The sequence below is a fragment of the Gillisia sp. Hel_I_29 genome (genome assembly GCF_000744275.1).
GTDB lineage: Bacteria > Bacteroidota > Bacteroidia > Flavobacteriales > Flavobacteriaceae > Gillisia.
In genome coordinates this window covers 1,310,224-1,335,470 of sequence record NZ_JQLP01000005.1, presented here as the reverse complement: position 1 = coordinate 1,335,470, position 25,247 = coordinate 1,310,224, and the positions used below count along the sequence as shown (strand labels likewise).

19 protein-coding genes are annotated in these 25,247 nt (G+C 33.7%); all 19 read right to left on the bottom strand.

What is annotated here, in order from left to right; genetic code table 11:
* Nucleotides 1–6: 6 nt before the first annotated feature.
* On the bottom strand, nt 7–702 hold the full coding sequence (locus P163_RS11170) for a polysaccharide biosynthesis/export family protein (protein WP_051931231.1): 696 nt from the start codon (nt 700–702) through the stop codon (nt 7–9).
* Nucleotides 703–826: 124 nt separating this feature from the next.
* Nucleotides 827–2,170 (bottom strand): exopolysaccharide biosynthesis polyprenyl glycosylphosphotransferase, encoded by a 1,344-nt coding sequence (locus P163_RS11165; RefSeq protein ID WP_034891003.1) that lies wholly within the window; start codon nt 2,168–2,170, stop codon nt 827–829.
* A 36-nt stretch (nt 2,171–2,206) separates the two neighbouring features.
* Nucleotides 2,207–2,980: a glycosyltransferase family 2 protein gene (locus P163_RS11160; protein ID WP_034891000.1), complete on the bottom strand. Its 774-nt coding sequence runs from the start codon at nt 2,978–2,980 to the stop codon at nt 2,207–2,209.
* A 24-nt stretch (nt 2,981–3,004) separates the two neighbouring features.
* A complete protein-coding gene (locus P163_RS11155) occupies nt 3,005–3,202 on the bottom strand; it encodes a hypothetical protein (protein WP_034890998.1) in 198 nt (65 codons plus the stop codon).
* Between the two features lie 409 nt (nt 3,203–3,611).
* A complete protein-coding gene (locus tag P163_RS11150) occupies nt 3,612–4,172 on the bottom strand; it encodes a transferase (protein WP_034890995.1) in 561 nt (186 codons plus the stop codon).
* A gap of 12 nt (nt 4,173–4,184) precedes the next feature.
* The gene (locus tag P163_RS11145) at nt 4,185–5,285 is read right to left on the bottom strand and encodes a glycosyltransferase (protein ID WP_034890992.1); all 1,101 of its coding nucleotides are present in this window, start codon (nt 5,283–5,285) and stop codon (nt 4,185–4,187) included.
* Between the two features lie 26 nt (nt 5,286–5,311).
* A complete protein-coding gene (locus P163_RS11140) occupies nt 5,312–6,493 on the bottom strand; it encodes a glycosyltransferase (protein ID WP_034890989.1) in 1,182 nt (393 codons plus the stop codon).
* Nucleotides 6,490–7,773 carry a membrane protein gene (locus P163_RS11135; RefSeq protein WP_034890986.1) on the bottom strand — a complete coding sequence of 428 codons (1,284 nt, stop codon included), beginning with the start codon at nt 7,771–7,773 and terminating at the stop codon, nt 6,490–6,492. Before P163_RS11135 ends, P163_RS11140 begins: the two co-directional genes overlap by 4 nt.
* A complete protein-coding gene (locus P163_RS11130) occupies nt 7,770–9,023 on the bottom strand; it encodes a glycosyltransferase family 4 protein (RefSeq protein ID WP_034890983.1) in 1,254 nt (417 codons plus the stop codon). The genes P163_RS11135 and P163_RS11130 overlap by 4 nt, the downstream gene beginning before the upstream one ends.
* Entirely contained in the window at nt 9,010–10,056 is a 1,047-nt protein-coding gene (locus P163_RS11125) for a glycosyltransferase family 4 protein (RefSeq protein WP_034890980.1), read from the bottom strand. Before P163_RS11125 ends, P163_RS11130 begins: the two co-directional genes overlap by 14 nt.
* Before the next feature lie 12 nt (nt 10,057–10,068).
* Nucleotides 10,069–11,211: a glycosyltransferase gene (locus tag P163_RS11120; protein WP_156100694.1), complete on the bottom strand. Its 1,143-nt coding sequence runs from the start codon at nt 11,209–11,211 to the stop codon at nt 10,069–10,071.
* A gap of 1 nt (nt 11,212) precedes the next feature.
* Nucleotides 11,213–12,190 carry a glycosyltransferase family 2 protein gene (locus P163_RS11115; protein ID WP_034890974.1) on the bottom strand — a complete coding sequence of 326 codons (978 nt, stop codon included), beginning with the start codon at nt 12,188–12,190 and terminating at the stop codon, nt 11,213–11,215.
* Nucleotides 12,191–12,214: 24 nt separating this feature from the next.
* Nucleotides 12,215–13,411, bottom strand: coding sequence for a glycosyltransferase family 4 protein (locus P163_RS11110; protein WP_034890971.1), 1,197 nt, complete (start codon nt 13,409–13,411; stop codon nt 12,215–12,217).
* A 124-nt stretch (nt 13,412–13,535) separates the two neighbouring features.
* The gene (locus P163_RS11105; protein ID WP_051931230.1) at nt 13,536–14,387 is read right to left on the bottom strand and encodes a glycosyltransferase; all 852 of its coding nucleotides are present in this window, start codon (nt 14,385–14,387) and stop codon (nt 13,536–13,538) included.
* 3 nt (nt 14,388–14,390) lie between these two features.
* On the bottom strand, nt 14,391–15,275 hold the full coding sequence (locus P163_RS11100; RefSeq protein ID WP_034890969.1) for a hypothetical protein: 885 nt from the start codon (nt 15,273–15,275) through the stop codon (nt 14,391–14,393).
* A gap of 41 nt (nt 15,276–15,316) precedes the next feature.
* The gene (locus P163_RS11095) at nt 15,317–16,870 is read right to left on the bottom strand and encodes a hypothetical protein (protein ID WP_034890966.1); all 1,554 of its coding nucleotides are present in this window, start codon (nt 16,868–16,870) and stop codon (nt 15,317–15,319) included.
* Between the two features lie 39 nt (nt 16,871–16,909).
* Nucleotides 16,910–22,117, bottom strand: a complete 5,208-nt coding sequence (locus P163_RS11090) for a LamG-like jellyroll fold domain-containing protein (protein ID WP_034890963.1) — start codon at nt 22,115–22,117, stop codon at nt 16,910–16,912.
* 159 nt (nt 22,118–22,276) lie between these two features.
* Complete coding sequence (locus P163_RS11085; protein WP_034890960.1) at nt 22,277–24,076, bottom strand: ABC transporter ATP-binding protein; 1,800 nt, start codon at nt 24,074–24,076, stop codon at nt 22,277–22,279.
* Nucleotides 24,077–24,114: 38 nt separating this feature from the next.
* Nucleotides 24,115–25,239, bottom strand: coding sequence for a GDP-L-fucose synthase family protein (locus tag P163_RS11080; RefSeq protein WP_034890957.1), 1,125 nt, complete (start codon nt 25,237–25,239; stop codon nt 24,115–24,117).
* Nucleotides 25,240–25,247: the final 8 nt, after the last annotated feature.

Genomic DNA, 25,247 nt, shown 5'->3' with positions numbered 1-25,247 from the left:
GACCTACTATTTAGTAAGGAGAATCACCAATGAAATAATAACCGAAGCTATAGAAAGATATCTGGAAGCTAGGCCTAAACTACTTGCAGATTGAACTTTAGAGAACTTTGGCTCTACATATATAACATCGCGTTGTCTTAAATTGTAATATTGTGATGTAACAATTCTTGCATCTGTGAGATCTAGGTATTCATTAATCTTTTCTCCATTTTCTTCTCTCATTATTAAGACATTCTTTCTATTTCCATAGATGGTAAGATCTCCTGCCATACCTAAAGCTTGTGCGAGATTAATATGATCATCTTCAATAGTGAACGTGCCAGGATTTTTTACTTCTCCTAGTACACTAATCTTAAAGTTTAGAATTCTCACATTAACAATTGCATCCCTTACGTAAATGCTTATATCTGATTTTATCTTATCTGAAAGTTGAAAATTGGTCATACCATCAACCTTAATGGTACCTATTATTGGAAATTCTATAGTTCCAGTATTAGAAACCATGTAGGTTTCTAACTGTACAGAGCCGGGTAATCTATCAGAAGATACCACAGATTTTGTAAGGTTAAAAGGTTGTGCGGCTTCCTGCTCTGTTGCAGAGACACGGATGGTTAAAAGATCTCCAGGTTTGATCTTTAAATTATCGTCTAAATTAAAATCTATTCTACTATTTACTTTCTCAGGATCCTGGAAATAAGTCATCTCTTTGGGAGAAACACAGGAAGACACTATAAAACTGGCTAATAAAAAAATTATGATACGAGTAATACATCGGGAGGCTTTCATATTTATATATATTTGTTAGTATTGCTTTTTACATTTGTTATTAATAAGCTTTTTCTTCACCTTTAAGTGCATTTCCTATAGTGTAGTAGATAATCTTACAATCCAACCAGAACGACCATCTCTCTAAATAAAAAATGTCAAATCTCGTCCTGTTTATAATATCAGAGGGTTTTGAGATCTCTCCTCTATATCCCTTAATTTGGGCTAAACCAGTAATACCGGGTTTTACAAAATGTCTTACTAAATATTTATCTACAGAGTGAGAATATTCTAAAGAGTGAGTTTCCATATGTGGCCTAGGTCCCACTACACTCATATCTCCTTTAAGTACGTTGAAGAATTGAGGCAGTTCATCTATGCTAGTTTGCCTTAGCACCCTACCAATTCTGGTAGTTCTAGAATCATTCTTTTTACACATTTTTAGATGAGCATCTCTATTCCTTACCATAGATCTATATTTATAGCACCAAAATGACCTTTTATTATAGCCATGTCTAATTTGCTTAAAAAATAATGGGTCTCTAGATTCTAATCTTGTAACTATATATAATAATGGGGTTAACCAGGAGATAATAAAAATGATAACCAAAGAAGAAAAAACAATATCGAATGCTCTTTTCCCATATTTTGCATAATTTTTCTCTAGTGGCGTACCTCTTAAATTGAGCACTGGCAGATTTCCAAATAATTCAGCATGCATTGCTCTGGTAAATATTCCTTTGTTATCTGGAATGAGCTTTAGCTTTTTTAAATTGTTATCTGCAAAAGAAATTAATTCTTGAAGCTCCTTTTTAGACACCTGAGAGACCAAGCAGTAAACTTCTTCAATGTTATTTTTAATAATATATTCAAATGAATTTTCTATAGCTCCCAAATACTGAGCGTCTTTATAATGGTTGTTGTGGAAAAAACCTTTGTATCTATATCCAAAATCTGGCTCATTAAAAATTGCCTGAATACTTTGGATATTTCTATCATTACCTATAACCACCACGTTTATGAAATTACCTCCATCGATTCTATATAATCTTCTTACAGAAAAGAAAAACCATCTATAGAACACCAATAAGAATAAAAGAAAAGCTAGAACGAACAATTGATATTTTACAGAGAAAGAAATTTTTAAAAGTGCAAAAAGTGCAAAATATGCAAGGCTAAATATTAGATAATGCCTTAAAAATTTATGGAATTTGGTAATAAACCGTTCTTTTCTTTCTACATTATAGAAATTAAGCCCCACGGCCGTTAATAGCCATGCAACATTATACCCTATAATAGCAAGAACATTTAAATAAGTATCTGGTGTAAAAAGATACAGAGTTAAGTTTATAGTTATTAAATGAGCTGTTACAGAAAATGGAACTATGAAATAAGAACCCTTCATACACGCTAACTTTCATTATGGATTAGGTATAAATAATTAAGAGGTAATAAACTTATTACCCATTATCTGGGGAATGATATAGTGTGGGATCTTTCGAGCTATTTTAAAGCCTAAAGTGAATATTCCTGACAGTTTATACTTTGATATAATACGGAGATCTTCTCTAGATTTTCTCAATTGAAGTTTTGCAGATGTACTCAAGCCTCCAAGTCGCATTTTCACCACCCATTCATTCAAATAAAATTTCGAGATCTCGTCATTTTTGAACCAGCGTAAAGAGATCTCATAATCACTAGCAATTCTATAGCCTTCATTATAACATCCATAATTTTCAAAAACTTCTTTCTTTACAAAGATCGTTGTGTGCAAAGGGATCCATCCAAAGTTTAAAAAGACCTTTTTAAAAGAATTGGAGGGATATATTCGTTTTATCTTGGTTATATCTGTTTCACTTACAAAAAGACCTTTTGCATAAACCAGTTCTGCTCCGGAGTATTGAAAAGCTTCAATTATCTGACTCAAAGTTTGTTCAGAATAAAAAAAATCATCAGAATTTAGGATGCCAATAACTTCTCCGGTGGCATTCTTGATGCCTTTGTTAAGCGCATCAAAAATACCTTCATCCTTTTCTGAAATATAATAATCTATTTTATCTGCATATTTTTCTATGATCTTAGCAGTGCCATCTGTAGATCCACCGTCTATTACTAGATACTCTACATTAGAATAGGTCTGGCTCAAAACAGATTTTATGCAATCTTCAATACAATGAGCTCTATTATATACAATAGTTATGATTGATATTTTCATATGTTGCTTTTTTAAATCTTGATATCAATCGTTAGCATTAGAATTACTGGCAGCATAAGACTGATTCCAAACCAGAAGAGCAGCTATAAGCCAAATAATATTGTAACTAATTACTACCATATAATTGGCAGCAGGATTTTCTCTAAACAGAATAAAAACTCCGTCTATAATAACTAAATGCAGTAGGGTTGCTAAGGATGTAAATAACGCTGAATTTTTCATTGAACTACTTGGTTTTAATTATTACACAATAAATTAGAACCATAGCTATTTATTTCTGATTAAGCTTAAAGCTAAACAGAATTTCTCTTCTATGTAAGTAGGCAATAAGCATCAATTCTAGCTATTACAATCCATTAAATAGGACTGCCATGAAAACTATGAATTATTAGGGACAACGATTTGGGAACTTAATTTTGGAGTAATTGAACATATAAAAATACTGAGGGGAGGAAAAAATCTGATCTTAATAAAACTCTTAAGACTTATTATAAATATAACATTTATTTAACTTTATATCAAAATTTATAGGTCACTTTTATTAAAATAATTATATGTTTAAATGGTTTTTAATTATTTATATAAAAATGTGCTAATTACCTTACACTGCTGAATACTATTTCTAAAAATTTTAAATTTTCATGACCCTGTCTTTTATATAATTTGCAGGATTACCACCTGCAACTACCCATGGATCTATATTTGTAAATACTGAAGATCTTGCAGCAATAACACTTCCCTGACTTATTTTAACTCCAGGACCTATAAATGCATCTGCAGCTATCCAAACCTGGTCCTCAATAGTAATAGGTTTCAAAATTAAGGGAAAGTTATAGATCTTATAATCATGGGAAGACGCACAGAGGTAACTTTTTTGTGAAATTACGGAATGATCTCCAATGATAATCTTTCCTTGATTGTAACAATCTACCTTAGGCCCCAATATAGAATGTTCACCAATTTCTAAATTCCAGGGAGCCCAAATTCTAGCGCTTGCATAAATATGTGCATTCTTACCAATTTTAGCTCCAAACAATTTTAATATCAACGTTCTGTACTCTCTAAAGATGCTAAGATTGAATGGCCTTACAAAGATCCAATAAGTGCAATTCCATAATAATCTACATAGCTTATTGGAAATACTAAAGCTAAAATCGTATGCTGCTAAATTAACTACAAGTGCTTCTTTCATGGTCTATATTCTTTAATTTTGAACGATAGTATGATACAATTCAAATGTTTGATTGGAAACAGCTCTAATATCATATTTTCTTTCTACCAGAGCTTTCCCTCGCTCTCCCATTTCTTTTAGTTCTGTAGATGTTTTTAAGAATGCTTCTTCTATGGCATTGGTAAGATTTTGAATAGATAATTCTATCCACCAGCCACAGTTATAGGTATCTAGTTCCTTCCACGGTGTTCCAGTTGTAGTGATTACAGGTACTCCAACTGCTAAAGCTTCAATTACCACTAACCCAAAATTCTCGCTATAAGTTGGTAAAACAAATAGATCTGCCTGATTGAATAGATCCCATTTATCTTCTCCGTAAACACCTCCCAAAAAAATGATCTGCTCGTTAAGTTTCTTTTCTAAAATAAGCGCAACTAATTCATCTATATACTTTTGCTCTCCCTCTCCAGCAATAATAACTTTCACATTTTTATCTTTCAACTTATAAACTGCCTCAATTAACAGCTCAATCCCTTTTTTAGGATGAATTCGGGATAAAAACAAAATATTCTTATGTGTAGGTTTTGCTGCTACTTTTTCATTGAATTTTATATCCGCCATATCAATACCATTTGGAATTACTTCTATAGGAAGATTATACCCTAATTTTTTAAACTGTTCCATTTCTGAAATTGCAGTAGCATGTAAATAATTAGCTTTTAGTAGTGCATTATTCTGATAGAGCATCATTGCTATCTTCTTCTTTAGTGGATTCCTTTTAAGAATATAAGGTTCGAGCATGCCATGAGGAGAAAGTAAGACCTTAATCCCCATTCGTTGTGCTACTATCTGTAACAACCAATTTTGAGGTTCCCATATTCCATTTATATGAACAAGATCTGGTTTGATATTTCTTAGAATAGATATAAATTCCTTTTTAATCTTAAACCATCGTCCTAAATTAAAATCGATAAAAACGGTCTTAACGTCTGTAAGTAATATCGGATTCAAAGATTTTCCTGTAAGAACCGTTAGATCTAAGGCATGCTTCATCTGATCTGCCAAAAGTTTGATATAAACTGCAGTTCCTCCTGAATTATGATCTATAGAACTTACATATTGTATTACCTTCATATCCTATTATTTTACAAAACTTTGATCTAAACACCGGCGGTGTATTTCTTTAATACCTCCTTATAACATTCTTCAATCTTATCTAAAGCTTTTTCTGAGTTAAATCTCCTGGAATTTTCTAATCCAGAGACAATTAAATTCTCTCGAGCTTCAACTGTAAGGCTTAAAACCTCATCTAAAATCTTTGCACCCTCTTTATACCACATCATTTTTTTTATAGTATCGTCTATTGGTTGTCTGGATAAATAATAGCAGGAAGTACCTCCCACTTCACTCATAGGCTCTTTGTTAGTAGTTATTACCGGGCATCCACTGGCCATTGCTTCTGCTATTGGCCAACCAAAACCTTCTTCTAATGAAGGAAACAACAAAAGACTAGCCCCTTGATAAAACTTCTTTAGTATTTTATTTGAAACTTCTGATATAAAATGGATATCCTTAGAGAACCTAGATTTATGAGCTGTAAATTTGAGAGTATCTGTTGGTTCTGAACCTATCATAATTAGAGGCAATTCTTTTTCTTGCATTTCTCTCCAAGCAATATAAATTTGAAGAACTCCCGTTCTATTTTTATAAAATTGATTTCCTCCTACATGTAGCACAAATCCCTGCATTAAGTTTATTTTTAAAAGATCTTCTAAATTTTCTCTTACTCCCATTACATTTCCGGGTTCAAAGTTTTGATTTAACCCATTATAAACCACTTCAGAAAAAATGGGCTCTTTTGGTAAAAATTCATGGAGATCTGCACGTGTCTTTTTTGAAATAGATATAAAATTATTTGCCTTGGAATAACCTTTCCTTATTAATTTCTGATATAATTTTCCAGAACTTCCAACCTTGTTTTCTGAAATTTTTCCGAGAGCAGATCTTTGTGCAAGAAAGTCATGACAGTGAATTACGTGCGGCTTTTTCGATATCAAAGTAGCCCATATTCCTAGTGCCTGATCACAAATAACATAAAGTGAGTCTTTTGGAAACTTCTTTATTTTTTGTTCAAATAGAATTTTGAATATTAAATATTGATCTACATACCCAAGCCATTTCTTAATTTTAGGATTATTTGATATTTCACTTAAATATGCTGTTGGCGAATAAACTTGTACAGAATGTTTTCTCTCCTCCATCCCATTAGCAATCATTTGAGTGTAGAGAGCAATACTTCTTATATTAGAAAATTTTGGATGTGTTAAGAATATGATATTCACGTGGTCTCAGGTTGTTTAAATGCTGCTAAAATTAAACCTCCAATTAATATACTAAAACCCAGCGCTGTAGGCTGAGACCATTGACCTTGTAAAATGGTGATAGCCCCAAAACTTAAAAGCAACCATGGTAATGCATTAGAATTCCCTATAGAAACCCAGGATCCTTTAAAGAATTCTAACACTAGGCCAATTCGGGTTAGAATAAGTAATAAGCCTAGTAAAAGTCCCATTTCTCCAATAATCCTTCCCCACTCACCCTCCGGCAACAAATAAGCAGCAGTCCCACCGGTAAGCAATTTAGAAGCCACCTTACTTCCTAATCCTAATCCCAATCCCAGATAAGAATTTTCTGGATCTGCTACAGCACTGTACATTCCACCAAGTAATCTATCTACAATAGTACCCTCAATACCTCCTTCAGTTTTGCTGGCAATCTCAATACGCTCTGAAAATACAGAACTAGCTGTTTGAAAAAAATTAAATTTGTTAAGACCTATCAGCAAAATAGCTGCGGCAAAGATTATAGCAACAAATTTTTTAATGAGCTGAGAACTTTTTCCAGAACTTAAGAATAGAAATATTAAGCTTAAAACAGTCTGCAAAAGGATGGTTCTACTTATACTTAAAGGAATGGCTATCACTAAAGAAATTGCAGCAAAAGCTAGAAGTAGTTTTGATACTTGCTCTTTATTCTCACCAATTAGAAAGTAAAAAATAAAGGCTGAAGAAAGTCCGTAAAAGAGCGCAAGTCCGTTTGTAAATGAGAATGTTCCAGGAACTCTATAAAAATCTCGAACTGCACCAAACCCAGACCCAGCCATATCTCCACCTACTCCTCTATTTACCCAAGCAGACTGCGGACTAAAAAATTGTATAGCCACAAGAACAGTCATTCCTATACAAAGATATAAAATGACCTTACCCATTTTTAAAACATCATCTCTATTAAAAACATGGCCTATAACGAATAATAAAGGAAAATGTATCATGGTAATTCTCATCCCATAAAAGGCTACAATCAAATTTCCATGGCCTACATACAACGTAAATATTAGCGACAGGATGGTGATACCCCAAATAAATTTCACGTAGTTATTTGGACGCCATATATTTTTTTGAGCAACCTTAAAAATGATATAAATTGCTAAAGGGTCTCTTATTATTAGTAATGGCTCTGCCAGTCCGGGCAAAACCCATTTTCTTAAAGCTCCTTCAAAAATAAGAAGCCAGAAGTAGAGCCAAATAGCTTTTTTAACTATTGTAATTGTATCATCATTCAATTATTCTCAGTTTTATTATTTACATAAGATTTTATAGCTACTACCATTTCTTCACCATATACTTTCCATGGTCTTGTTCTTGCTTTTACCATAGCCATTTTACCAACATTTTCTACAGATAAAGGATCTTCCAGGATCTCATTTATCTTCTCTACAATAGCAGTAGTAGAACCTGGAGAAATTATCCACCCATCTATTTCATTAGAAATTAGATCTGCTCCACAAGTTCTGTTCGTAGTAATAACTGGAGTTCCCTGAGACATAGCTTCGGTAATGACCAACCCAAAACCTTCAAAAAGGGATGGGAAAATCAAAACATCATTATTGCGCATAGTTTCTAATATCTCTGCATGAGAAAGCGCAGAAATCCATTGATGTTCTTCGAGATTCTTATAGAGAATTTTGCAATTCTTAACTGGTTCTTTACCTACTACTGTTAATGAAACCCTTTCCTTCAAAACTTTCATGGCTTCAAACAGATAGGAAATTCCTTTTCTTTGGGATAATCCGCCTACAAATAAAATTTTAAGTTTTCTATTTCTAAGTGGTTGATATTTCCTTTGTTCAAATACCGGAGGAAACCCATAGGGTATCACTGAAATTTTAGGCGTTATACCTGGATAGAATTCTAAGGTTTTCTTAGTAAATGAACTCGCCACAAATATGTGATCTGCGAGCGCTATCTCTTTATCCTTTTTTAGCAATTTTACTTCAGAATCTTTAAAGGTTTCCATAGTGCTGGCCCACTCTGGATTTTTAATTCTTTCCTCCTCCAAAAGATCACGCATAGCTCTCCAATATCCAATAGGCAGGTCGTAAAAACAATCCACACCTTTAGTTTTAGCTATTCTAAAATTCTCTAAAGCTCCATCTTCAAAAGAATAAACGATGGTTTCTTTATTGATATTTCTGGCAACATATTTATCTAGATCTTTATAAACCTTATCAATACAAAACAGACCCGTTTCATGATGTGTATATTTTGTATGATTAAGCTTTTGAAGAACAAGTCTTAAAATTTCCTTAGTTGGTCTATTAGATGTCAGGTTTCTAATATTTGCAGGAAATGTTCTTTTTTTTAACTCTGATAACAGTTTAAAATTTAAAAATCTATAGACAAAACTAGATTCAAAAAAAGCTATGCTCGTATAGAAATGATGTAATAATCCATTTTCTGCCAAAGAATAGGTTAATGCTCTTACATTCGCATTCCCTGTAGGATGAGATACTATTAGTCTAGTTTCTTTCATAACTGTTCACAATACTTTCAATGATCTTTAAATATTTCTCAGAAACTTGTTTTGAGGTATGTTCTTCTAAATGCGATTTAAAATAACTTCTCAGAATCTTTTCCATCAATGGATTTTTTAATAGATCCTGCACATTATTATATAATGATTCAAAATTATTTCTTTCGAAAACAATTCCCGTATTACCAATTGCTTCGGGTAGGCCGCCTTCATTAGATACAATAGGTAAACAACCACAAGCAATTCCTTCTAATGCAACAATTCCAAATGGCTCTTTCCAACGAGAAGGAATAAGGATATATTTATGTTCATTCAATTTTTTTACTAATTCTTCTCCACTAAGCGCTCCCTCAAAAAAAACATTGTCCTCTAAATGATTTGTCTTCACCACATCTTTTAGCACATTCATTTCTGGACCATCCCCTATAATGGTCAAATTTTTAAATGTAGCTCTTCCTAAGCTCGAGTCGTTTTCTTTTAATCTCGCTATAAGTTCAATCGCCATATCTGCTCCCTTATCTGAGACCAGTCTGCCTAGAAATACAAAATCCTTGATCTTTGGAATTTCCGGAATTCTTTTAAAAAGGTCTTCTTTGTAAGAATTCTTAATTACAAGAGCTTCCTCAAAAGTGCCATTTCTTAGAGCTTTACTCACAGCAATAACAGCTTTTGCTTTTTTCAACCAGATGGTTTTAACCTTGTCTTGTATAGAAATCTTGCCATCTAGACGCTGAATCCAGGTATGAAGTGCAATAAGATGTGGCTTTCTAAAAAGGATCAATGGCCAAGATAATTTTAAACATGGGTTATTTTCAAATACTAGATCTGCCCACTTATGTTCCTTAAACATTCTAATCTTGTTTGGCTCTCTTACAATGGTGTACGGAAACTCGTTCTTAGAAGAGCTTTTAGACCAGGTCATAATTTTAATCTCACAGCCAGAATCATAGAGATAATTTGCTAGAATTTCAGAATTCATTTCAATACCACCTATATCTGGGTAGAATCTATCTGTAAGAATTAGAATTTTCATGAAATTTTAGAGTTAGGTGATCAAATTCAAGTTGATCTCCTGAATGTTGGAAATTAGCATCAAATCTTCTATGAAGACTTCAGCAATAGCACTTCTAGAATATATTTTAGACAACGTTCTAGCCTTTTGAGTTGCCATAAAAATGTTTTCTGACGCTGGTTCAATAACTAATACCTTACTCATCTTGGTATTAAAAAAACCAACCTCATCTACATTATGTCCCATTTTCACATAGGGAGCGGCTACTGGAATACCGTGAGATAAAAATGTTGCTACACTACCGCTCTTACCAAGTAAATGTCTGGGTACCGGACTTATTCCTAAAGCAGTAGAAGCAATGACCTTAGATAATTCATGATCCTGTAAAAAACCAATCTGTTCGATCTTATTTGAGATCTGTGGAATTTCCTTTAGTTGTTTTTCTAATTCTTGCTTGGCCTTTGTTGTTCCTCCAACGATCAATAATTTAAAGCTGATCTTTTCTCGTTTTAAACTAGCTATCAACATTTTTAAAAAACTTAAAATCTCCTTGCGAGGAGATAACTGACTAAAAAATGTGATCATAAACGTATTAAGGTCTTGATGCTTCTGATTGGCATCCACCTTAATATTAGAATATATTGGCAATGGCATAGCAGCTATGCCAATAGTCTCTAATCTCTTTTGATAAACTGGGATACTGGTATGAACCAAAACGGGATCCAGCAGAGTGACCAATCTTTTTATGATGGCCTCTTGAATTTTTGAAATGACCAGATTCTTAAAATCTTTTTCTTCCACCCACAATTCATGAAACATAATATGCCATGAAAATTTCTTACCTATTTTCGAAAGCTCTAATCCTAATCTCCAGGGTAACCCTTTCTGATGATATGCATATGGAACAAATTGTAAACTTATAAGATCTGGATTATTAGCATTTACAAATTGCTTGGCCAATTCTATTTTTTTCTCAGCAGACAGATCAATGCCTAGCCTTAAAATATTCAATACACCATCTTCCCTGAAAGTAGCGCCTTTTACAAAAGCATCATTATAACTTATTATTGAAACCTCTATGTTCTTTAGGTAAAGTTCACGGGCTAAAATCTGGGTATAGTCTCCTACTCCATCTTTTCCTGTTTCCAAACATCCACATATAAAAAGTATGCTCATATTAACTATTTAAGCTGGTTAGGAGCTGTTTGCCAGAATTCTTGAAGGTTCTTATTTTTAAAGCTTGTTCTGTACCTATTACCTTAGATAGCTGTTTAAAGAATACACCACCATAAGCGTAAGGCTCCTTAAATCCTAACTCTTTAATCTCTGCTTTACACTGTGCTAGTAATTCTGGGTAATTTGGATAGGAGTTGCAGTAATAAACACTTAATGCTTTTCTACTTAATTCCCTCGCGGTGTCCTCATCTAATGCCTTTTTAAAAGATTCTACGTAGCATCTATAAGAATACAGCCAGCTCTCATATATCTTTTTTGAATTGAATTTTTTACTTATACTTTGAGGGACATCTCTCCTGTAGTAAAAAATAGATCCAGGACAAAAAATCACCCCTTTAGATAACAAAATAAGCCGACTGAAGTATTCACCATCATTATTAAGAAGTACGCCTTGATCCCAGCCATGAGTCTTTTCTATCAACTTTTTAGGAACAAGCCAAATTCCTGTGGTATAATATTTACCGAAATTGGAGAACATAGCTCTAAAATAGGACGCTACCTTTAAATGAGTATAATAGAATTCAAAATCTGTTTCCAACGCTTTTTGATTCTCGATAATATTCCCCATAACGCCACTATATACATAGTTCTCACCGTATTCTAAATATTGGGCAACTTGTTTTTGAAGTTTATCTTCCCCTAAAATATCGTCTGCATCCAAAAACTGAAATAACGCTCCATCTGCTTTCTTGATACCAAAATTTCTAGCATAACAAGGTCCATTATTTCGTAAAGCATAATATTGAATTCGATGATCTTTAAAACTTTCAATGATCGTCTCAGAACTATCGCTACTTCCATCGTTAACTAAAATGATCTCCAAATTGGTATAAGATTGCTGAAGGCAGCTTTCTATGGTTGCTTTTATATAATTTTCAGCATTAAAAACAGGAATTATTATAGAAACTAGCGGAGTCATCTTAGAACAGATTTAGTACTTAATTCAATTATTTTGAAATCCTTTTAATTCAAATGAGGGTTCTCTTACTTCAGGCTTTTCCTGAAGCTGATTTAGATAAAATTTATATTGAGCATCCACCTTTCTGGCAATATCATCCCAACAATATTTATTTAGAACGATCTCTCTGGCTTCATGAGATCTTTTATAAAGTAGATGCGAATCTTTCAGGGTGCTAATTGCTATATTAGAAAAGGTTCTAACATCACCTCGGGGTGCCAACATCTCTTTAGGAACAAAATCAGACGGACCCGGAATATCATAAGCAACAACTGGCAACCCGGCACACATCATTTCCAAAGCTCCAAAACCAAAACTTTCCAAATACGACGGGAAAATACCTATATGACAGTCTTTGAGTAACATAGGTAATTCATCTGCTTTAAACTTTGGTAACACATCTATTGCGGCATGATATTTCTTCGGAAAGAAATTTAAAACCTCTTCTGTAGTTTGAAACATTCCCTGAGTTCCAAGAAGTTTCAACTTTACATCTGGAAACTCTTTTCTTAGCTGCTTAAAAATTTTAGGGAAATCCATGGCACCTTTTCTAAAATCGAAAGTCCCAACATATACTACAATGAACGGGGTATGCAGATCAAAAGAATTTCTGTTAAATGCCCCTATCTTGCCTAAAGGAATTCCATTTGGTACTATAATAATCCGCTTTTCAGCAAATCCTTTAGAAACCAATAAGGCTTGATCTTTCTTATTTTGAACCTGTATAATATCTGCCTGTCTTAAACAGTAATCTACTTTGCTTAATTCTTCTTTTAAAACATTTCTCTCTTTACCGAAACATAGTTTACAGCTCCTAATAAAGTTGGAAATCTTAGATTTAAGATCGTACCTAAAAGGTATAAGGTCAAAATGATATGCAAGAATTGCAGGACGAGCTATCATTAAAGTATGTTTATCAAACAAACCTCTTCTAAAAGGCAAGGTGTCATATTCATAGAGCACAACATCATAATGGTCTATATTTTTTATTAAATAATCTTTTAAAGCATTGCTATGCTTTTCAGGATTATATCTTTCAGAGTTGGGAATGCCTAACAATTGCTTATCAACCAACGTAGTTTCCCAACCTAATTTCTCTAAGCTTTCTGCGAGTTCTATTCTATTCTTGGTAAAACCTTTTTCTAAGGAGAAATTACCTTTGGAACACAATGCTATTCTCATAAGTTTAAATTTTACACTATTAAAAATTTAACTATGGTTTGTGGGCGGAGTATATACTGTACGTAGGTTTTATGATATACCTTACTAAATGCACATAAAAAATTGATGGGTTTATTGAAAATATTTAGTTGCGTATTCTAGAGAGATCTCCAACCAAAACTATATAATGCCTTAAAAAAACCAGATATAGTTTATTTACCAGTCCAATATTATGCTCTTTCTGGAAGATCATCTTAATCTCCCAGAGTCTAGGTTTAAAAAGTGATAGCAATTTTAGTAAACCAAAAGACTCATTAGATTTGTTCTTACTAAATTTTGCCTGCCCCTTCCCTACTCTTTTAGCTTTAATAACTAATTCTTTTACAGAAGGTCTTGCAGGATGTTTTACCAAAACATTTGGTACATAATCGATCTTAGAGCCTGCTAAATACGCTCTTTTTCCCCACTGGTAATCGCCTCCGGAAAGCAGATTACTATCAAATAATCCAATCTTATTAAAAGATTCTGTATAAGTGAACATATTTGCAGTTACAGCGTTACCAGATTGCACATAAGCTTTCTGTGGAAATGCAAATATCTTATCATACAATTCTACCTTGGAAGGTCTACGCTCTTTATAAAATATTTGAATAGCACCCCCAATTCTCTCCGTTTCAGGATGTTCTTTAAAGTACTCGACTGCGTTTCTAATCCAATTTTTGTCTGGAACACAATCTGAATCTGTAAAACCAACAATGCTTCCTTTGCAAATGGCAAGCGCTGCATTTCTGGCAGCATAAGAACCTGGTTTGAATTCATTTATTACTGTACCATTTTCTGGAATTGCTAGATCTCTAGGTTTTAGATCTTCTGGTGCATTGTTAACTACTATTACCTCAAATAGATCTTGTGAATAGGTTTGATGCTGCAATGCTTGCAAACACAAATTCAACCTATCCCAGTCTTTAAAAGTTGGTATAATAATAGAAACCTTCATAATTTAGATTGCTAAAATCTCTTTGTTAACAACTTCCAATTCATTCTTACCAAGCAGTGTAGCGAAGTCTATAATTTGTTGGGTATTGCTTTGCACAGAATGTGATGAATCTAGATCTAAAACAGGAACCCCATAAGATTTAAGATGCTCAATAGCAATTTCAATTCTTTTCATCGCATTATCTGTAAACATCATCAGCTCATTTCTATCTAAATTCCTGTGCATATCTCTAATATCTTTTCTGCCAAGGATTCTATTTGCTATTTCATCCAGATCTGTTTGCACATATACAATTGCACTTGGCCAAGGCATAGTATCTACACGTTTTTTTATTTCAGATTCCTCACTAATTTCAATACTACTTTCGTAAAGAGCTCTATCAATCAAATTAATTAACCCCTCGTCTATAAGCATGATCCTGTTAGATTTTAGTTCCATTAAAACCTGAATCTTTTTTATGATTAGATAAATAAACTCTGCTTTTTCAAACCTAAGGTCTAAGCCATTAGCACTTTTAGACTGCTTATAATAAATATTTTGCCAGCATGCATCAATATATTCTGGATATTCCTGTATAAATCTTAACCCAGCTTCTTTTAACAGGTAAGTATCCACAAATTTTCTCCCTAATTTCAAGGTTCTGTAAATTCGTTTAATATAATCTAGATTAGATTCTAGCACCTTAGTTCTCTTATTTCTAGGCTTTTTTCCTTTTAAAATATCAGAACATATGCTACCTAAGAATTCGCTTCTGCTTTTATCTCCAAGCGGCTTCAAATTAGAGCTCGTTCTCCATTGGCCATGGATCTTTTCAATTTTCTCCAATTCGCTAAAAATTGTTGACTTACCAACTCCAGGAACTCCGCATATTTCAATAATCTTAGCCATAATTTATATCTTTCTAAAGCATATTTTGGTAATTTTATAAATCATGCTCGCACACGATCTTCTGAAAACGACTTTATTAGAAACCCATTTCCCTTTTTAAGTAATTCCTCATTTTTAAAGACTTTTTCAGAATTTTCTACTGTAGATAATTCTTTATCAAATTGCTCTTCCTTTCCTGGTCTAAAGGTTTTTAAAATTGCTAAGGCTCCTTCATACTTAATAAGCTCCTCTTTATAGATCTCGTTGTAACTTAATAACTTTACTAAGTTCCACTCTCTGCTATATCTACTTCTTCTTACTTCTAATTCTGAATTGATCTTCTTTACATACTTTTCTCCCATTAGCGTAAGGTAATAAAGAGCATCCTGCTCATTGTCTGAAGAATGTACTCCATTGTAATTGCATTTTTTAATCTTCGAACTATTGTTTATCAATGATCTAAAAGCATATTTTGCATTTAGATTATTTACATTGGTCATTCTAGATTGTTTTTGAAGAGCTTTCTCACTTAAAGGTTTTGGGTGATAATCAAAGACACTTAACACCGCTACGGGCAAACCTCCAGAATACTTAAAGGGTCCTTTGTCCCATTTACCACCTCTAATATTTCTAGAACAAATTCTCCTTTCTTCTGAATTCAATATCTTAAGATCTAAAATCTCAAAACAATAGGAATCTTTCAGAAAGAACATAAGGTCTTTAACCAACTTATCCTTTAAAAGCCGATCTCTAATTACATATACTATTAATTCCCCTCCTCTAATATCTGAAGATAGACTTGCTTGAAATCTGGCAAGTTCAGGTTTGATCTCCACCAACTTCGATAATGTATCTTCAGCCGGTAAATAATTCTGATCTTTCAACCAATTGTACAAATTCTCTACATTTGGTTTAAATTCTAGCTCTAGAAAGGGCATTTGCTTCTTTAATACCTTAGAATAATCATGCTCAATAATAGAGGCTGTTCTGTTAAAGCCTTCTAATCCAGAATTTGCACCTTTATGAAACAGGGCATGATACGTTAGAGAAGCAAAATACATAGAGGGTGAAGGCACATAAACTCCTTTAAACAGGATTCTACTTTCTAGAAGATGATGAGAAAGGTTAGACTGATAATATGGAATTCCTTTGTGCGCGCCATAATTACTGCCGGTAACGGTATAAATGTCACATTTTAATCCTGTGCTATTATCGGTATACGTTAATAGATCTTGAATACGATCTCTGTGATCATCTTGTATCAATATATCCATATCTTCCCCTTCAGGTATTTCAGGAAAATTCTCCCACCATCTTAGCAGCACATAATTTATCCTTCTCTCATTTAGAATCATAAAAAATTGTTCTCTAGACAGTCCTCTTTTAACGAATACTCTAGGAGATTTATAAGGTTTTAAAATTCCTTTTAAGGCTCTATATTTTTTAGCTGTATGCTGATATGTTAGTCTTAAAAATTGATTTCTAAGAATTTCTTTCTGAAGATTTTCTGGTAATATCTGTATCGCTTTATTGATATAAACTCTCGCTTTGGAGGAATTTGGATTATTGATAGCGGCCTCGTTAATTACCTGAAATTGAAGGCTAGAATTTCTCATAGTTTTGAATTTTCAATGAATAAATAAGTATCAATGATATTACTGAAGTATCACTCTCAAATTCTTGGCTTCTTTATTAGATTCTAATCTTAATAAATAAATACCTTTAGAAAGCCAAGAAGCTTGCAAAACAGCTGTCTCTTCTACATTCTTTAGCGCCTTTCCTTTTTTAACTTCTTTCACTTTTAAACCTTTCAGATCATAAAGAACAAGGCTATAATCTGTGTTCTCATAAAATGAGAAATGAACATTTGCGGAGGTCGTAAAAGGATTTGGATACATAAAATATGTTCCTAGAGCTGTTTCAGAATTATCTTCAGAGCTGAAAAGGGAATTAGAACTATTAGATTTAGCACTAAAAGTTTTAGCAGAAGCTTTTATGGTTGAACTAAAATCATAGATTTTACCAATTTCTACAGCATCTAATGCCTCATTAAAAATTCTAATATCATCCATGCCCCCTAAAATTCCTCGAAAACTATCTGGCCCGGCACCTATTGCGAGGTTCAACGAGTTAGTAACTATATTCTGAGTAGCGGTATAAGATTTCGAGCTATCCAAAATTCCATTTACATATAAATTAATTTCAGTGCCATTATAAGTAACGGCTATATGCATCCAAGTAGTACCATTGGTAGGATAATTGGCTTGAGAATTTAACCTATAAATGTTATTGGAAGTTGCCTGATTAAATCTGAAAAATATCTTTCCGCTACTAGCTAATGACAGTTCGTAGCCATCTACGCTATTTTGCTGGGCTTTTTTAACAAGATATTGAGTACCTATTTTCTCTGGTCTAATCCACGTAGAAATGGTGATTTGCTGAGAAATATCCAAAGATGGATGATCTAAAGCTGTCCCGTATTGATTGTTACCATTAAACCTTAAAGCCTGACCTTCTTTTCCCAGAACCCATAATGGATTGCCAGATAAAGTTACATTATTTGCATAGGTAGTTGCGTCTATAACTGCAGTTCCAGACCCCTCTTCCAGTTTATAATGTGCTACCAAAGAACCTGTTGTAGATGGTACTGATGTTGCAAAAGACCAGTTAGCAGACCATGCGCTTTCTCCCGCAGGATTTATAGCTTTTACTCGCCAGTAATATGTTGAATTGTTCAATAATCCGGTTACATCTAAAAAAGTTTGATTAATATTATTTTCATCTAGAATTAGATTAGAAAAATTTTGATCATCAGATAACTGCATAGCATAATAAGATGCACTAGATGAGGTATTCCAACTTAATGTAGGTGCTATAGAAACATCTATTGCCAGATCTACAGGAGTAGCTAAAATAGGAACTCCAGGTATTATAGGGGTGCTTGAGATGGTAGTAAAACTACGCACTGTAGACCATGCACTATCTCCTTCTGCATTCGTTGCCCGTACCCGCCAGTAATAAGTAGTACTATTTGTAAGATCCGATACCGCAATTGAAGTGGCACTTAGATCTGACTGATCTAGGATAAAGGATGCAAATGAATTATTGTTAGACACCTGAATATTATAAGTAAGTGCTCCATCTGAAGCATTCCATGTTAATGTAGGATCTACCTCAACATTATTGGCAAGATCTAACGGTAATTCTTGCAATGGGATCTCTGGCGGACTTGGAGAACTTGTTATTGTAGCAATGGCACTTACTTCTGCTGCATTTAACGCTACATTATAAATTCTTACATCATCCATTGCTCCTAAAATTCCTCTATAACCATCATTTCCAGAGCCAATAGCCAATGTCATTGAATTTGTACCTAAAGCTGTAGCTGCGCTATAAGATTTACTGCTATCTAATACTCCATTTATATACAAGTTCATAGTTGTACCATCAAAAGTTACTGCTACATGCATCCATGTAATTCCATCAATAGGATAGGATGCTTGAGAATTGAGTCTGTAAGTATTGTTGGAAGTTGCCTGATTGAACCTAAAAAATATTTTCCCGCTACTGGATAATGATAATTCGTAGCCATCTATGGCATTATGTTCAGATTTTTTAATAACATATTGAGTAGCTCGTTTCTCAGGCTTTATCCATGTAGCTATAGTTAAACTATTGGTGAGATTCAGGGCCAGATTAGCGCCTGCAATAGCGTATTGATCTGCACCATTAAATCTTACCGCCCCTCCTTCTACTCCATTTACTCTAACCGGATTCCCCATTATAGTGGCCGTATTTGCAATTTCTGAATCATCTGCTAGCATAGCACCCGAAGATTCATTCATTTTATAATGTGCTACTAAATTAGTTGGTGTAGTTGTATTTATTGTGTGGAAGTTCCAAACGGTGGACCAGTTGCTATCTCCACTAGCACTGTTAGCAAGCACTCGCCAATAATAAGAAGCGTCACTAGCTAAATTTGTGATCTCTACAGAAGTTGTAGTAATACCTGTAATATCTACAATAGTGGTTGCAAAATTAACATCATCACTCACCTGAATCTTAAAGGAGGTAGCATCTGCTACTGAAGACCAGCTTAAGGTTGAATTATTAGGCTGTTCTGTACTCAGATCAAGTGGTGATACCAACACCGGAACTTCGGCGGGATTGGAGGTAGTTGTAAAATTCCAAATAGCAGACCAATCACTTTCACCTACAGCATTACTTGCTAGTACTCTCCAATAATAGGAAGTACTAACAGCTAAATTATCAACAGCTACAGAGGTATCGTTTAAATTACTTATTTCAAAAACGGTAGTTGCAAAGTTTACATCATCACTTACCTGAACTTTATAGGAAGCCGCATCTTTTGTTGAATTCCAGCTCAATAAAGTATTTATAGGCTGTTCTGAATCTAGATCTAGTGGTGAATCAAGAACCGGAATCTCAGCCAACTTCATGGTGGTAGTGAAATTCCAAATGGAAGACCAATTACTGTCTCCCAAAGAATTAGTGGCAAGAACTCTCCAGTAATAGGAAGAATTATTCTCTAAGTTAGATACCTCAACAGAAGTGGCTGTAATAGCTGCCCCTTCAAAAATGTTACTGGCAAAGCTAACATCTTCACTTATCTGAACTTTATAAGAAACCGCATTAGCCGATGCATTCCAATTTAAAGTAACCGGAATTTCCACCTCTAGCGTACTATCTTGAGGTAATTGCAGTTGTGGAACCGCTGCTATTGTAGGGATCTGTCTTGCGGAGAATAGATCATAGACTTCAGTATTATTCAAAGCTTTGCTATAGATATATATATCGTCCATAGCTCCTTTAAAACCTCTATAACCATCGTTTTCTGAAGAGATCCATAAAGGAAGTTGATTCACATTTATCCATTGAGTTGATGCTAAAGAAATTGCACTATCTTCTACACCATTTATATAGATCTTCATCATAGTACCATCAAAAGTGGCGGCTAAATGCATCCAAGTATTTCCGTCAAAAGGATAATTTGTTTGAGAATCCAATCTAAAATCATTTCCATGAGAATCTTGATTAAACCTAAAAAATGCTTTTCCTCCACTGGAAAGTGAAAGCTCATACCCATCTGTAGAATTTCCCAGCGCCTTTTTTATAATATATTGGGTATCCCGCTTATCGGGTTTAATCCACATAGAAATAGTGAGTGCTTGAGTTAGATTTAGAGAAGCATTATCACCAATGGTGCAATATTGATCACTACCATTAAATTTTAATGCAGTACCTGTAGCATCTGTAACCCATGTTGGATCATTAAATGATGTAGCATTATTTATATATATTGAAGCGTCTCCTAAAGAATTGCCAGAACCCTCATTTAATTCTAAATGCAGCACAAGTTCATCTACACTCTGATTTTCCTTTGTTGTAAAATTTCTAATTATAGACCAATCGCTATCTCCTACGTTATTTGTAGCCTTCACACGCCAGTAATAAATAGTGTTTTCTGTGAGATTATTTAGAACACTGGAAGTTTGAGTAATATTGGATTGAGTATAATAAAGTGTAGAGAAATCTGAAGATTCTGATACTTCCAAAGTATATATGGTAGCTCTTAAAGTTGAGTTCCAGCTTAGTGTTGGTGCGTTTACAACATCTATCTCACCTGCCAACGGAAGGTTTAGAGTTGGTGTATCGGGAATAGAAGTGAATACTCCATCTGAAGCTAAAACCCCTACTGCTTTATTTGCGGAAGAAGCTAGTATTACTACCTCAGAAATATAATTCCCTTTTGTACTGGTAGCGTTGTTATACGAACCACTAATAAGCACTTTTTCAGATCCAAAAGAAATATTGGCAATAGGAGATTCTTTATATAATATGTTACCTCCTCCATCATGAGCAGAATAGATCACTTTAACTTTACCGGTAGATTCATCTAAAAGTACAATAGGCCTTGTACCTAGGTTGGATACCATATAAAGATCATCCCAAACCCCATTAGGTCTTCTAACTAATAGTGCTATTTCTGGATAATTTAGATCTTCATATCCTGTTTTAATGGCGGCATAGAGAGTTCCATCTGTTGCCGATGCTAAATTTAAATGATCATCTGCCATCCCGAAACCAGAATTTAAAGCAGACTGAGCTGCTGCAGCTTCTATAGTTGTCCATGAAGCTTCATTGGTTCCATCTACATGAGATGTAAACATAAATCTTTCAAGATTTTGATCAGACCAAAAAACTCCTATTTTACCGGGCATTGCTATAATTGCTCCAATATCATCTCCACCAATATTGGTACCAACAAGCATTCTGGTACTCCAAGTAGTATAAGGCGCATCACTGTAAACCACATAGATATTATCATCTTCTACTCCATTGTAATCAAAATCATAATTATCATCATCCCCATTAAAGGCAATCCACATTTTTCCCGTACCATCTATATCTAATGTTGCTGTTTCCACATCATCATCTAGCCATACATCTACGGTGGAACCACGCTGAGACCAAAGCTCATACTGGGCAAGACCAAAATTAAATTCTAGTGAGACTAATTCTACATATTCCCCTTCTAAAAGAATTATATGTATAGTATTACCATACAGTTTACAATCTGCCTTGGTAAAAATCTTATCAGATATTTTTAAAACATTAACCCAAGATGCACCATCTAGTCTCCAAAGGTAAGTACCTCCGGCAGATGGTAGAATAGTCCAATGTTTACCCTCAAATAGCCAAACTTTAGATTGAGGTTTTTCTCCTGTATCTATAGTTATTGATATCGGGTTTAAAGTGGTGATAGATTGAAATCCTTGCTGAGCTTTTACTGAAAGCCCAAGAAGAAAAAATCCAAAAACAAGAAGTAATAGATTTCTCATTCTTTTTAGTGATCTATAGTTAAATAATTACTGTTTCAATTTAGGAGGGAGCTTACTTATAATTCTTTTTTATCTGAAGAACTATGAGTTAAGAGTTCTATTTGATTGTTAGTATTGACCGATAGAAAATTCGATCAATTTTGGCTTATATATTTTAATCTAAACTTCTTGAAGTTCCACCATTTTTTGAAATTTGGTAGAATTCATAACTAATTCTTGAAAACATCCTTCGTTTTCAATGCTACCATTATTCAGCACTAAAATTCTATCTGCATTCTTAATGGTAGAAAGCCTGTGAGCCACTATAAGAATAGTATACTTTCCCTGTAATTCTTCCAAACCTTTTTGAATGGCTTCTTCTGTTTCAGAATCTAAAGACGAAGTGGCTTCATCTAAGACCAGAATATCTACATTCTTAAACAATTCTCGGGCTATAGAAATACGTTGTTTTTGGCCTCCACTTAAGTTCACTCCATTATTTCCAAGAATGGTCTCTTCCTTTTTAGGAAGTCTCTCTATAAAATCATTGATAGAAGCTTGCCGTAGCGCCCAATTAAATCTTTCGTAATTAGCAGCAGATCTATCAGACCAGAAAGTGATGTTATTGTAGATAGTATCATTAAAAATAACAGGCTCCTGAGTGATATATCCAATTCTATTCTGATAATCCTGTAATTTTAATTGCTCAGAATTTATACCGTCAATATGCATACTTCCAGAGCCAACCGGCATAAGACCACATATTATATTTATAAGTGTTGTCTTACCGCTACCACTTTCTCCAACAAATGCAATAGTTTGATTTTTCCTGATCTTTAAACTGATATTTTTCAAAATATAATGGTCTTCATAATTGAACACTACATTCTTGAGTATGATATCGCTCTTAAATTTATTTAAAGAAATAGAACCTGAAGCTTCTTTAGATTGTATCAATTGATTTTCAAAACTGGTCATATTCTCCATAGATCCAGAAACCTCAAGAAACTTGTTGTAATGAGTTTGCAGCAAGATCATTGAAGAAAGCGCTCTATAAAAGAATAATAAACTTATTAAGATCGTTCCTAACGTACCTGCCATAAAATTTACTTGAATTAAGATCACGGTGCTCACCACAACTATTAGTAATGGCTCTCTTATAGAATTAACTATAGCTCCTAATTTGCCAATGGTCTTGTTACTATCTTCAATTAACTCTATCACCTTTTTAAGCTTTGTATTATATCTGTGTATATATCCGGTGGCCTTTAGATATTTAAAATTGGTAACAAACTGCAAGATCAAACCCTGATAATGATTTCTACCATAGGTAAGCTTTCTGGAGTATTGCTTAGTAATTTTATATAATCTTTTATAAATAAAGTTGGTAAGAAATCCACCTAAACAGATCAAAAGTGCAAATTGTGCATCTATAAAAAAAGCGAAGGTCATATACACTATCATCATCGTAATTTGTTGAAATGCTCCAAAATAACTTTGATATGCTAACGAAACTCTACTTACTTCTCCAGACATTGTGTTTTGAATTCTACCAGCATCTGTGGTTACAAATGCCTTATAAGATATTTCTGAAAGAGATCTGGAAAGACCGAGTCTAATAGATTTAACAAAATAGTGCCTTAAATTTACTTCATAAAGACTGCTAAAAAATTGCATGATCCCCTTTAGTATAAAGAACACGCACATGGCTATTAAAATAGTAGAAAGATTTAAGCCCATGCCCATTTGCTCCATCCCATCTACCAGAAACTTTAATTTCCCCAGGCCATCACCATCTGCAGAAGCTCCATCATCTACTATTTGTAAAAGAGGTAGAAACATCGCCAAACCAAAACCATCTAAAATACCAACTATAATACTAAGACCCATGGCTATAAATATTCTAAGTCCCAGACGCTTATAGAAATAGGTAAAACTATTGAAATACTTATTTAGAAAAATATTAAAATACTTAGACATGGATTATATGTTAATATGGGAACATAACCTTACTATTGCTATAAATGAACACTTTGCGTGATATTTTCCTGATATTGTTGGTAGATTTCTCTTATCCCTTCTTCAATTTCAATGCTGTATTGCCATCCTAAATTTTTAAGTTTTTGACAGTCTATTACTTTTCTAAGCGTACCCTCCGGCTTATTGCTATTGAAATACAGTTCTCCCTTAAATCCTACAGTTTCTTTAACCAAAAATGCCAGATCTTTTATGGATATCTCTTTACCAGTACCAATATTAATATGTGTATTTCTGATCTCTTTTGTATTGTAGGCAGAAGAAATATCACGAAACTCTATATTTTCCATAATAAAAAGGCAAGCTTCTGCAAATTCTGAACTATGCAAAAATTCTCTTCTAGCTTTTCCACTTCCCCATATTTCAATTTTAACTTTAGGATGATCATCCTCTCCCTCTATAAGAGTTACACCATATTTTTGAAGGATATCTAAAATTTCCTGCTTTGGAGAATCTCCATCTAAGCCCTCCATAGGGTGTGTATTTAGATCTTTCCGTATCACATCCCAGTCTTTAGTTTCTAAAGCATGGCCAAGATGGATCTTTCTTAATAATGCCGGTAATACATGAGATTTCTCAAGATCGTAATTATCATTAGGGCCGTACAGATTTGTTGGCATTGCCGTTAAGAAATTGGTGCCATATTGTAAATTGTAGCTCTCACACATTTTGATTCCTGCAATCTTTGCAATTGCATAAGGCTCATTTGTATATTCTAAAACACCACTTAACAAACTCTCTTCTTTTATAGGAAGCTCACTATTTATGGGGTATATACAGGTACTTCCTAAGAACAAGAGTTTTTTTACCTTATTGATATAACTTTCATGAATAATGTTGTTTTGGATCATTAGATTATTGTAAATAAAATCTGCCCTATATTTATTATTGGCAACAATGCCACCAACCTGAGCTGCACCTACAAAAACATATTCCGGTTTCTCTTCGCTAAAAAAAGCTGCTACCTTATTACAATCTATTAGATCTAGATCTTTATGCGTTCTTAGTAACAGGTTTGTATAACCATGCTTTTTGAGAACCTGCGTAAAGGCACTTCCCACCAATCCTGTATGGCCTGCAACGTATATCTTAGAATCTTTTTTCACCTTGATTA

What these genes read in the sequence shown, in the direction of transcription:
- P163_RS11170 (WP_051931231.1), bottom strand. Translation starts at nt 702, where the DNA reads ATGACTTATTTCCAGGATCCTGAGAAAGTAAATAGTAGAATAGATTTT.
- P163_RS11165 (WP_034891003.1), bottom strand. Translation starts at nt 2,170, where the DNA reads ATGAAGGGTTCTTATTTCATAGTTCCATTTTCTGTAACAGCTCATTTA.
- P163_RS11160 (WP_034891000.1), bottom strand. Translation starts at nt 2,980, where the DNA reads ATGAAAATATCAATCATAACTATTGTATATAATAGAGCTCATTGTATT.
- P163_RS11155 (WP_034890998.1), bottom strand. Translation starts at nt 3,202, where the DNA reads ATGAAAAATTCAGCGTTATTTACATCCTTAGCAACCCTACTGCATTTA.
- P163_RS11150 (WP_034890995.1), bottom strand. Translation starts at nt 4,172, where the DNA reads ATGAAAGAAGCACTTGTAGTTAATTTAGCAGCATACGATTTTAGCTTT.
- P163_RS11145 (WP_034890992.1), bottom strand. Translation starts at nt 5,285, where the DNA reads ATGAAGGTAATACAATATGTAAGTTCTATAGATCATAATTCAGGAGGA.
- P163_RS11130 (WP_034890983.1), bottom strand. Translation starts at nt 9,023, where the DNA reads ATGAAAGAAACTAGACTAATAGTATCTCATCCTACAGGGAATGCGAAT.
- P163_RS11125 (WP_034890980.1), bottom strand. Translation starts at nt 10,056, where the DNA reads ATGAAAATTCTAATTCTTACAGATAGATTCTACCCAGATATAGGTGGT.
- P163_RS11120 (WP_156100694.1), bottom strand. Translation starts at nt 11,211, where the DNA reads ATGAGCATACTTTTTATATGTGGATGTTTGGAAACAGGAAAAGATGGA.
- P163_RS11115 (WP_034890974.1), bottom strand. Translation starts at nt 12,190, where the DNA reads ATGACTCCGCTAGTTTCTATAATAATTCCTGTTTTTAATGCTGAAAAT.
- P163_RS11110 (WP_034890971.1), bottom strand. Translation starts at nt 13,411, where the DNA reads ATGAGAATAGCATTGTGTTCCAAAGGTAATTTCTCCTTAGAAAAAGGT.
- P163_RS11105 (WP_051931230.1), bottom strand. Translation starts at nt 14,387, where the DNA reads ATGAAGGTTTCTATTATTATACCAACTTTTAAAGACTGGGATAGGTTG.
- P163_RS11100 (WP_034890969.1), bottom strand. Translation starts at nt 15,275, where the DNA reads ATGGCTAAGATTATTGAAATATGCGGAGTTCCTGGAGTTGGTAAGTCA.
- P163_RS11095 (WP_034890966.1), bottom strand. Translation starts at nt 16,870, where the DNA reads ATGAGAAATTCTAGCCTTCAATTTCAGGTAATTAACGAGGCCGCTATC.
- P163_RS11090 (WP_034890963.1), bottom strand. Translation starts at nt 22,117, where the DNA reads ATGAGAAATCTATTACTTCTTGTTTTTGGATTTTTTCTTCTTGGGCTT.
- P163_RS11085 (WP_034890960.1), bottom strand. Translation starts at nt 24,076, where the DNA reads ATGTCTAAGTATTTTAATATTTTTCTAAATAAGTATTTCAATAGTTTT.